Annotated in this window: 7 protein-coding genes; 1 reads left to right on the top strand and 6 read right to left on the bottom strand. The window is 44.8% G+C overall.

The annotated features are described in order from the left end of the window. The 3 genes from AB5642_RS15600 to AB5642_RS15590 all read right to left on the bottom strand — a co-directional run. The coding region (locus AB5642_RS15600; protein WP_368371741.1) for a YabP/YqfC family sporulation protein at nucleotides 1–197 on the bottom strand (197 nt) is incomplete at its 3' end. Nucleotides 198–271: 74 nt separating this feature from the next. Then, a complete protein-coding gene (locus tag AB5642_RS15595; RefSeq protein WP_118578391.1) occupies nucleotides 272–820 on the bottom strand; it encodes a DUF2284 domain-containing protein in 549 nt (182 codons plus the stop codon). A gap of 79 nt (nucleotides 821–899) precedes the next feature. After that, a complete protein-coding gene (locus tag AB5642_RS15590; protein WP_173718690.1) occupies nucleotides 900–1,841 on the bottom strand; it encodes a tRNA-dihydrouridine synthase in 942 nt (313 codons plus the stop codon). A gap of 410 nt (nucleotides 1,842–2,251) precedes the next feature. On the opposite strand from AB5642_RS15590, the gene AB5642_RS15585 reads away from it, so the two are divergent. Then, entirely contained in the window at nucleotides 2,252–3,409 is a 1,158-nt protein-coding gene (locus AB5642_RS15585) for a pyridoxal phosphate-dependent aminotransferase (RefSeq protein WP_173718689.1), read from the top strand. Nucleotides 3,410–3,650: 241 nt separating this feature from the next. Here the strand turns inward: AB5642_RS15585 and rlmH are convergent, their stop codons facing one another. From rlmH to AB5642_RS15570, 3 genes are all read right to left on the bottom strand, one after another. Beyond that, a complete protein-coding gene (rlmH, locus tag AB5642_RS15580) occupies nucleotides 3,651–4,130 on the bottom strand; it encodes a 23S rRNA (pseudouridine(1915)-N(3))-methyltransferase RlmH (RefSeq protein ID WP_173718688.1) in 480 nt (159 codons plus the stop codon). Further along, a complete protein-coding gene (locus AB5642_RS15575) occupies nucleotides 4,131–4,433 on the bottom strand; it encodes a Dabb family protein (RefSeq protein WP_118578395.1) in 303 nt (100 codons plus the stop codon). A gap of 152 nt (nucleotides 4,434–4,585) precedes the next feature. After that, complete coding sequence (locus tag AB5642_RS15570; protein ID WP_368371740.1) at nucleotides 4,586–7,747, bottom strand: DNA translocase FtsK 4TM domain-containing protein; 3,162 nt, start codon at nucleotides 7,745–7,747, stop codon at nucleotides 4,586–4,588. Between the last annotated feature and the right edge of the window lie 10 nt (nucleotides 7,748–7,757).

The raw sequence follows: 7,757 nt of genomic DNA, 5'->3' as shown, positions 1-7,757 counted from the left end.
ATTTCCAGATTTTTCCCTTGAAGGATCACGCGTCCCTGGCAGGTAACCACGATTAATTTCTCGCTTGTATAGGATAAGATGCTTTTATAATTTTCAATCTGTACCTGCGACGGTCCGGTAATCGTTATAATAGGGGCTTTACAGGACAGGTCACCAGGAAGTTCCATAGCTGTCATAAAACGTTCTGATACAGACATAAAAAAAGCCTCCCGGTCTTTATCTCTAGCTTATGCGGGAGGTTTTCTTTTCATTCTGATTTATATTTAACAGATCACGCTCTCTGGCGAAAAAGCACCAGGGAAAACCACAGAATGGTATTTCCGCCAAGATTATATTCCATGGAATGATGCTCTACCAGCTCATTTACCACTACACCGTGACTTTCCAGGCAGGGATGCATTTTCTCAGGGAAGCGACAGGGCTTTCCGTCTAAATAGGCACAATGCTCGCAAAGATCGCAGGATTCAGTGGACAAGGTAAATGTCTCAAATCCCTCCCCTTTCAAAAATCCGGCTACCTCTGTAGTCAGCTCCTCGTGAGCATCTCGGGTAGCAAGCATTTCCGCCATGTTCATCACATCGGAAACCTCTGCCACACTGGAAAAAAGGATTCCATTTGGATAACTGTGGATTCGCTTCCCACATTCTTCCAGACTGCCCACAGCAGGGGGACAGGCCCAGGTAGTGCCGTAACGCTCACACTCCTGTTTGCAGATGATCCGCACCCGCTCTCTTACCTCTATTTCAGCAGTATCCACAAGGCGGTATTCATAAATGGGATACTGAGATATAAATTCTTCAAAACGATCGGTATTTAACATGTTATTCCTCTTTCGAATTATTTATTGCTATTTAGCCCGCCAAGGGGGATCCTTTCAGCGTTCTAAATATCCAAAATACTTAATCTATCAAATCCTGCTCTGCAAATAAACTGGATACCACAGACGAATACTCTGACAGATGCTGGGATTTCTTGATTTTCTTGGCATATTTCTCATAATTTGTAAAATTAACGGCCATATAGCTCCATAATTCTTTCATACGGAACAGCACATTCCGTTCGCCGGAAAGAAGTTCCCGATACTCTTCGAAAAGACAATCATGGAATTCTCTTACTGTCTTTTTATCCGGACGAATGCCTTCCCGGATCTCAGTTACCAGCCCCGGATTCGTGATCAGCCCTCTTCCATACATGAAGCAGCAAGTGTCTGGAAAACGCTCTGTAATCCGCTTATAATCAGCTGCAGAAAACAGATTCCCATTATAGCAAAGTGGCATTTTCAGACGGTTTACAGCCTTCTCATAAGCTCCGAGCCGCGGCACTCCGCGATACATATCTGTCTGAATCCTTGGGTGGATGATCAGTTCATGAATGGGATATTTTTCATAAATGGCCAGCAGATACTCCCAGTCTTCCTCGTAGTGAGTTCCAATTCTGGTCTTTATGGAAATTTTCATATCAAGTTTCGAAAAAATCTGATCCAGGAACTGATCCAGCTTCTGGGGCTCTGCCAGAAATCCGGCACCCTTTCCCTTCGCTGTAACTGTTCCAGAAGGACAACCAAGATTCAGGTTCACTTCCTGGTGTCCGTAATCATCTTTCAAAAGCTGGGCAGTACGGATAAAATCATCTGCATTGCAGGTCAGGATCTGGGGAACCACGTACATTCCCTCATTCCGCTCCGGTGACACCTCGCAAATTTCCTGGAAGCTCAGGTTTTTCTTCGGCTTGGCAGAAATAAACGGAGTAAAATATTTATCCATGGGATGATAAAACCGGTGATAAGTCCGGCGGTATACAAAGTTTGTCACGCCCTCCATAGGGGCCATGTAGTCTTTCATTTATGTCCTCGCATGTCTTTTTATTCAAATCAAGGGGGGGGATTTTCTCAGCTGCTTTATTCAGAGCTTTCACCATGCAAAAAATTCCTTAAATTCTTCGAGAAACTTCTTCATTTTCTTTTCCTCCCTTGGTTTGATATAGCCAATTATACACGTTTCTCTATTTTTAGACAATGCCCTCTTAAGTGTCTGCTGCTATTTTTTTCTAAAATTTATACAAAAAAGAACTTTACCCCTAAATCTGGCAGTGCACGGCAGCCATCCATTTTCGTTTGCTATTAGCAATACAAATGTCTTGCCCGAAAATACATTTTTGTCTTGCACTCTGTTGTAGTACTGTGATAAAATAAACAGGATTTTAGCATAAACCTATTGGTTTGGCATTTTGAGAGAAAGAAGGCTTACTTACGATGAATTTTTCCAAAAGACTGAATTTATTTGGAGATGAAATTTTTGCCGCGCTCAATGAAAGGCGGCTTGAACTTGAGAAACAGGGAAAGAAGATCTACAACATGAGTGTTGGAACGCCGGATTTCCATACACCGGATCATATTAAGAAAGCACTGATGGAAGCTGCTGCTGACGATCAGAACTGGCGTTACAGTCTCCGCGATCTGCCTGAGCTTCTGAATGCGGTCTGTGCATATTACAAGAAGCGCTTCCATGTGGAAATCACACCGGATATGGTAATGTCCGTTTATGGCAGTCAGGAAGGCATGGGACATCTTGGCATGACTTTATGCGACGAGGGAGACGTGGTTCTTCTTCCAGATCCGTGCTATCCGGTTTTCGCAGCAGGAAGCAAATTAGGAGGCGCAGTTCCTTACTACTACCCGCTTGTAGCAGAGCATGATTTCCTGCCATATGTAAAGGATATTCCGGAAGATGTGGCTCGCAAGGCCCGTTACATGGTAGTCTCTCTTCCATCCAACCCGGTAGGCAGCATTGCCACACCAGGACTTTATGAAGAAATTGTTGCATTTGCAAAAAAATACGATATTGTAATTATCCATGACAATGCATACAGCGACATTATCTTTGATGGCGTGGAAGGTGGAAGTTTTCTTGCCACTCCTGGTGCGCGGGAGGTTGGTGTTGAGTTTTTCAGCCTTTCCAAATCCTTTAACGTAACCGGTGCCAGAATCAGCTTTCTCATTGGAAATCCAGAAATCATCTCTGCTCTAAAAAAGCTTCGCAGCCAGATCGATTTCGGTATGTTCCTGCCAATCCAGAAAGCTGCTATCGCTGCTCTTGAGGGACCTCTTGACAGCGTAAAAGAACAATGCAGACAATACCAGGCACGCCGTGATGCTCTATGTGACGGACTTGCTTCCATTGGCTGGGAGAAGCCAAACGGCAAAGGAACTATGTTCGTATGGGCAAAGCTTCCGGGAAAACGCACGGACAGCATGGCATTCTGTATGGAATTAATGGAAAAAGCCGGTGTCATCGTTACTCCTGGCGCAAGCTTTGGTCCTCATGGGGAAGGATATGTGCGCTTCGCGCTGGTACTTCCACCAGAGAAAATCAAAGAGGCTGTGGAATCTATCCGTACAAGTGGAATTTAAGTACCACTTCCAAATTTATCTTCAAATATATTGCAAGCTTTAACAAACCGTACACCACACGTTTTGCGCGTTATGGCAGCAATCGCCAGAAACTTACACAAACGTCGGCTTTAGGTTTTGACTGATTGCTCGTGTAAACTAATAAACTCCCGGATGTTAGCTGCCTCGAACATGCTCTAACATCTGGGAGTTCTTGTGTCTGTAATTATCATTTATGGAACTTTACAAAAATGAAATCTCATTATTTATGATAAGGCTCATGATTCATAATCCGATATCCCCTGTAAATTTGTTCCAACAGAATCATCTGCATCAATTGATGCGGAAACGTCATTCTTGAAAAACTGAGCTTATAATCTGCCCGTTTCAAAACAGCATCAGAAAGCCCAAGTGATCCTCCGATCACAAAGGCAATGCTGCTTTTTCCCTGAACGCCTAATCTGGCAATCAGGTCAGAAAGCTCTACAGAATCCAGCATTTTACCCTCTATAGCAAGTGTAATCACATAATCTGTATCGCGAATATGGCTAAGAAGCCGATTGCCCTCCGTCTCTTTGATCTGACGGTTCAGCGCATCGGAAGCTTTATCCGGAGTCTTCTCATCTGGCACCTGGATAAAATTCAACTTACAGTAGCGGCCAAGGCGCTTGGCGTACTCTGCAATTCCGTCATTCAGGTATTTCTCTTTAATTTTTCCAACTGTGATAATACGAATTTCCATTTACACCTCAAAGTCCATTGCTACACGGTCGCATACATTTGGTCTTACGTAAGTGTCCGCAACATGAACATGATTCGGATTTACTGCATAGGCAGCCAGTGCCTCAGCGCTTTCCAGCTCAGTGATCAGACATAAATCACGTGTGCTGGATGGAAGAAGGTCTGTAACAACCTCTGCCTTAATGAGCCCTGGCACAACACCAACCAGACCTTCAAGATGCTCTTTGATCTGTGCTTTTAATTCAGGTTTCTTCTCCTCAGGAATCTCTTCTTTAAATGACCACATTACCATATGTTTTACCATTTCTATTGTCTCCTTTACATGAATTATATTTTCTTAACTATTACTCCAAATTCATACTTCTGATAATCCGTCCTCATAGTTTATTTTAAACGTATTTAGACAGGTTCTGTGCTATTATTCATATACAAATTTTCATAACATGAATTAATTTCCTACAAATGTTCTTCCACGTATGTCTGGAATTCCTCCATAGACATAAGTACCTTACGAGGCTTGGTGCCCTCTTCCGGCCCTACAACCCCGGCATCGCACAGCTGATCCATAATACGGGCTGCGCGGTTAAATCCAATCTTATACATTCTCTGCAGCATACCGATGGAAGCCTTTTCCTTCTCAATAATGAACTTACCCGCCTGCTCGAAATAGACATCTCGCTCATTGCCGCCAGAGCTTCCGCCAGCTGTAAGAACCGCATTGTTCATCTGCTGTTCAATCTTATTGTCGTAATCTGTCCGTGGATTTTTATCTGCAAGGAAATCCACAATATTGCTGACTTCGTCATCTGAAACAAAGGCTCCCTGCAGTCTGGCAGGCTTCTGGTAGCCCTGCGGATAAAACAGCATATCTCCTTTACCAAGAAGCTTCTCTGCGCCGTTCATATCCAGAATGGTTCTGGAGTCCACACCGGAAGTGACAGCAAAGGCAATACGTGACGGCATGTTCGCCTTAATAAGACCGGTAATAACATTGACAGACGGTCTCTGGGTAGCAATAACCAGATGGATGCCTGCAGCACGGGCCAGCTGGGCCAGACGACAAATAGCGTCCTCCACATCCCCTGGTGCAACCATCATAAGGTCTGCAAGCTCATCTACGATAATGACGATCTGACACATTTTCTCAGGGCGCTGCTCTCCCTCCGGGAACTTCATCTTCTCAATCTTGCGGTTAAACTCTTCCAGATTTCGTACCCCATACTCTGCAAAAGTATTGTAACGGTTACTCATCTCATTTACTGCCCAGTTCAGAGCCCCCGCAGCTTTCTTCGGATCTGTGACAACCGGAATGAACAGATGCGGGATACCATTATAAACACTAAGCTCTACCACTTTCGGGTCAATCATGATCAGCTTAACCTCGTCTGGCTTGGCTTTATATAAAATACTGATAATAAGTGTATTGATACAAACAGATTTACCAGATCCGGTGGAACCTGCGATCAGAAGGTGGGGCATCTTGGCAATATCTGCCACGATCGTCTTACCCTCAATATCTTTACCAGCAGCAAAAGCCAGCTTGGATTTGGCATTCATAAACTCCGGGCTCTGGATCAGATCACGGAGCATAACCGCACTGTGTTCTTTATTTGGTACCTCGATACCTACAGCTGCTTTACCCGGGATCGGAGCTTCGATACGGATATCCGGCGCGGCAAGATTCAGCTTGATATCATCAGAGAGACCTACGATCTTGCTTACCTTTACACCCATTTCCGGCTGCAGCTCATACCTGGTAACTGTAGGTCCGCAGCTTACGTTTGTAACCTTGGCATTTACTCCGAAATTATACAGGATTTCCTGTAATTTCTGAGCTGTCTTTCGAAGATGGGAATCAGAATCTCCCTGGGATTTCCCATTTCCACGTTTCAGAAGATTCACAGGCGGATACTGATATTCCTTTTTCACCGCCGCTTCCTGGGTTTTGATCTCATGCTGGATATTTACAATTCCGTTGGCAATCTCCTGCCTGGAAGACTTAGGATTCTTCGCCGACTGACGGGAAGTAGTTTCATCCGAAACTCCATTCCCCGCTGCCATTTCGTCAGAAGCTTCAGAAGAGTGGAAGCCAGAAGTTGCCGGAGATCCATGGGCAGCGCCACCTGCTGCGCCAGAAGTATCTCTCGTCAAAGCAACTGCATTCTGCATGGTAGCCATAGCTTCATTAAAATCCACTCCATCATAACTGTTTTCTTCTTCCTCTGCCTCAGCTGGTTGGTCACTGCTAACTGGATTTTTCATATAGACAGTACCGTCCTCTTCCGTGGTATCCTTTTCCATAGAATATGACGGTACAGGATCATCTTGTCCAGAGGAGGCGCTCGTATTCAGATCTGGCTCGTCTGACTGCTCTGGCTCAGAACGGTGAATTGCAAACTGCAGCTGTGTTTCCTCCTGTGATGATCTGTCATCAATTGACAGATCATCATCCTGGACCCGATACTCACTGATATCCACATACTTTCCTGTATTAATCGGAAGATTCTGAGCAGAAGCACTCTCGGAAAATTCTCCATTCACTGTAGTCATATTCTCCAGTGATCCTGCATCTCCCGGATTCATGGCATTCTCTGGATTTAAAGGAAATTCCTGATCCACAGATTCCCCGCTTTCCTCGGAATTTCTATCTTCAAATAAATCTGTCCCTGCAAGAAAGCTTGTAGAATCCAGGTTTTCTCCTCTTCTGCCCCGGGCCTGGTTATTTCCACGCATTCTCATCCGGGAATTTGCCCTGGAATCATTTCCAGCTGTCCTGGAAGCCTTTTTCCCTTTCTGTTTGGCTGCCTTTTTCTCAAAACGGGATGGTTCTTCCACCATATCTGAAGTAATCCCTTCTTCGGCAAGTGCAGCTTCCAGCTCCTGCATCCTTTTCTCACGGCGCTCCTGGGCTGCCAGCTGGCGCTGCTGGACTTTCAGCTGCTTCTTCAGCTGACGCTCCGGTGCTCCCTCCTGATAGAGCGCCTGCTGCCCCTTCACAGCTTCCAGGATCTTATCATAAATCTTATACAAAAATCCCAGGAAAGAATGCTGCGTGATCAGGATCAAACATACAAGGATCACAAGTACAATGATCACATAAGCACCGATGGTTCCAAATGCGGAGATTGTAGAAATACAGATTGCGCCTCCAATGGCTCCGCCACCAGTACGATACTCAGAACTGATCCTGTAATATTCTGCAAGAGTTGTACTCTCTGTATAGCCTTCTGTAAAAAGCTGTGCCAGTCCACAGCAGATCAGAAACAGAACTGCGGCGGCGGCTGTTTTTTTATAAGCAAGCACATTTCCCTTATTGGAGATCAGAAATGCTGCCATAATAAAAAGTACAACGGGAAAAATATAAGCCATCAGTCCCATTACTCCCATGAGTACCTTGCTGATGCTTCCTCCGACATTTCCACCAAGTCCGACACAACTTACCATAAGAATGATCGCTGCCGCCATCAGCACCAGAAGTATGATTTCCGTCTGAAAGCCGCTGGATATTGACTGCTTTCCTGCTGTATTCTTTTTAGACTGGGTACGTGCGGAAGATTTTTTCTTCGCGGATGTACCACGTTTGGTTGTTGATTTCTTCGGCGTATTAGACGCTGCCATTAAAAAGTTC

This window comes from Ruminococcus sp. 1001136sp1_2201st1_G3_2201SCRN_220225 (assembly GCF_040924365.1).
Lineage (GTDB): Bacteria > Bacillota > Clostridia > Lachnospirales > Lachnospiraceae > Blautia_A > Blautia_A faecis.
This window is presented reverse-complemented; position numbering and strand designations above follow the sequence as displayed.

What these genes read in the sequence shown, in the direction of transcription:
- AB5642_RS15595 (WP_118578391.1), bottom strand. Translation starts at nt 820, where the DNA reads ATGTTAAATACCGATCGTTTTGAAGAATTTATATCTCAGTATCCCATT.
- rlmH (WP_173718688.1), bottom strand. Translation starts at nt 4,130, where the DNA reads ATGGAAATTCGTATTATCACAGTTGGAAAAATTAAAGAGAAATACCTG.
- AB5642_RS15570 (WP_368371740.1), bottom strand. Translation starts at nt 7,747, where the DNA reads ATGGCAGCGTCTAATACGCCGAAGAAATCAACAACCAAACGTGGTACA.
- AB5642_RS15585 (WP_173718689.1), top strand. Translation starts at nt 2,252, where the DNA reads ATGAATTTTTCCAAAAGACTGAATTTATTTGGAGATGAAATTTTTGCC.
- AB5642_RS15590 (WP_173718690.1), bottom strand. Translation starts at nt 1,841, where the DNA reads ATGAAAGACTACATGGCCCCTATGGAGGGCGTGACAAACTTTGTATAC.
- AB5642_RS15575 (WP_118578395.1), bottom strand. Translation starts at nt 4,433, where the DNA reads ATGGTAAAACATATGGTAATGTGGTCATTTAAAGAAGAGATTCCTGAG.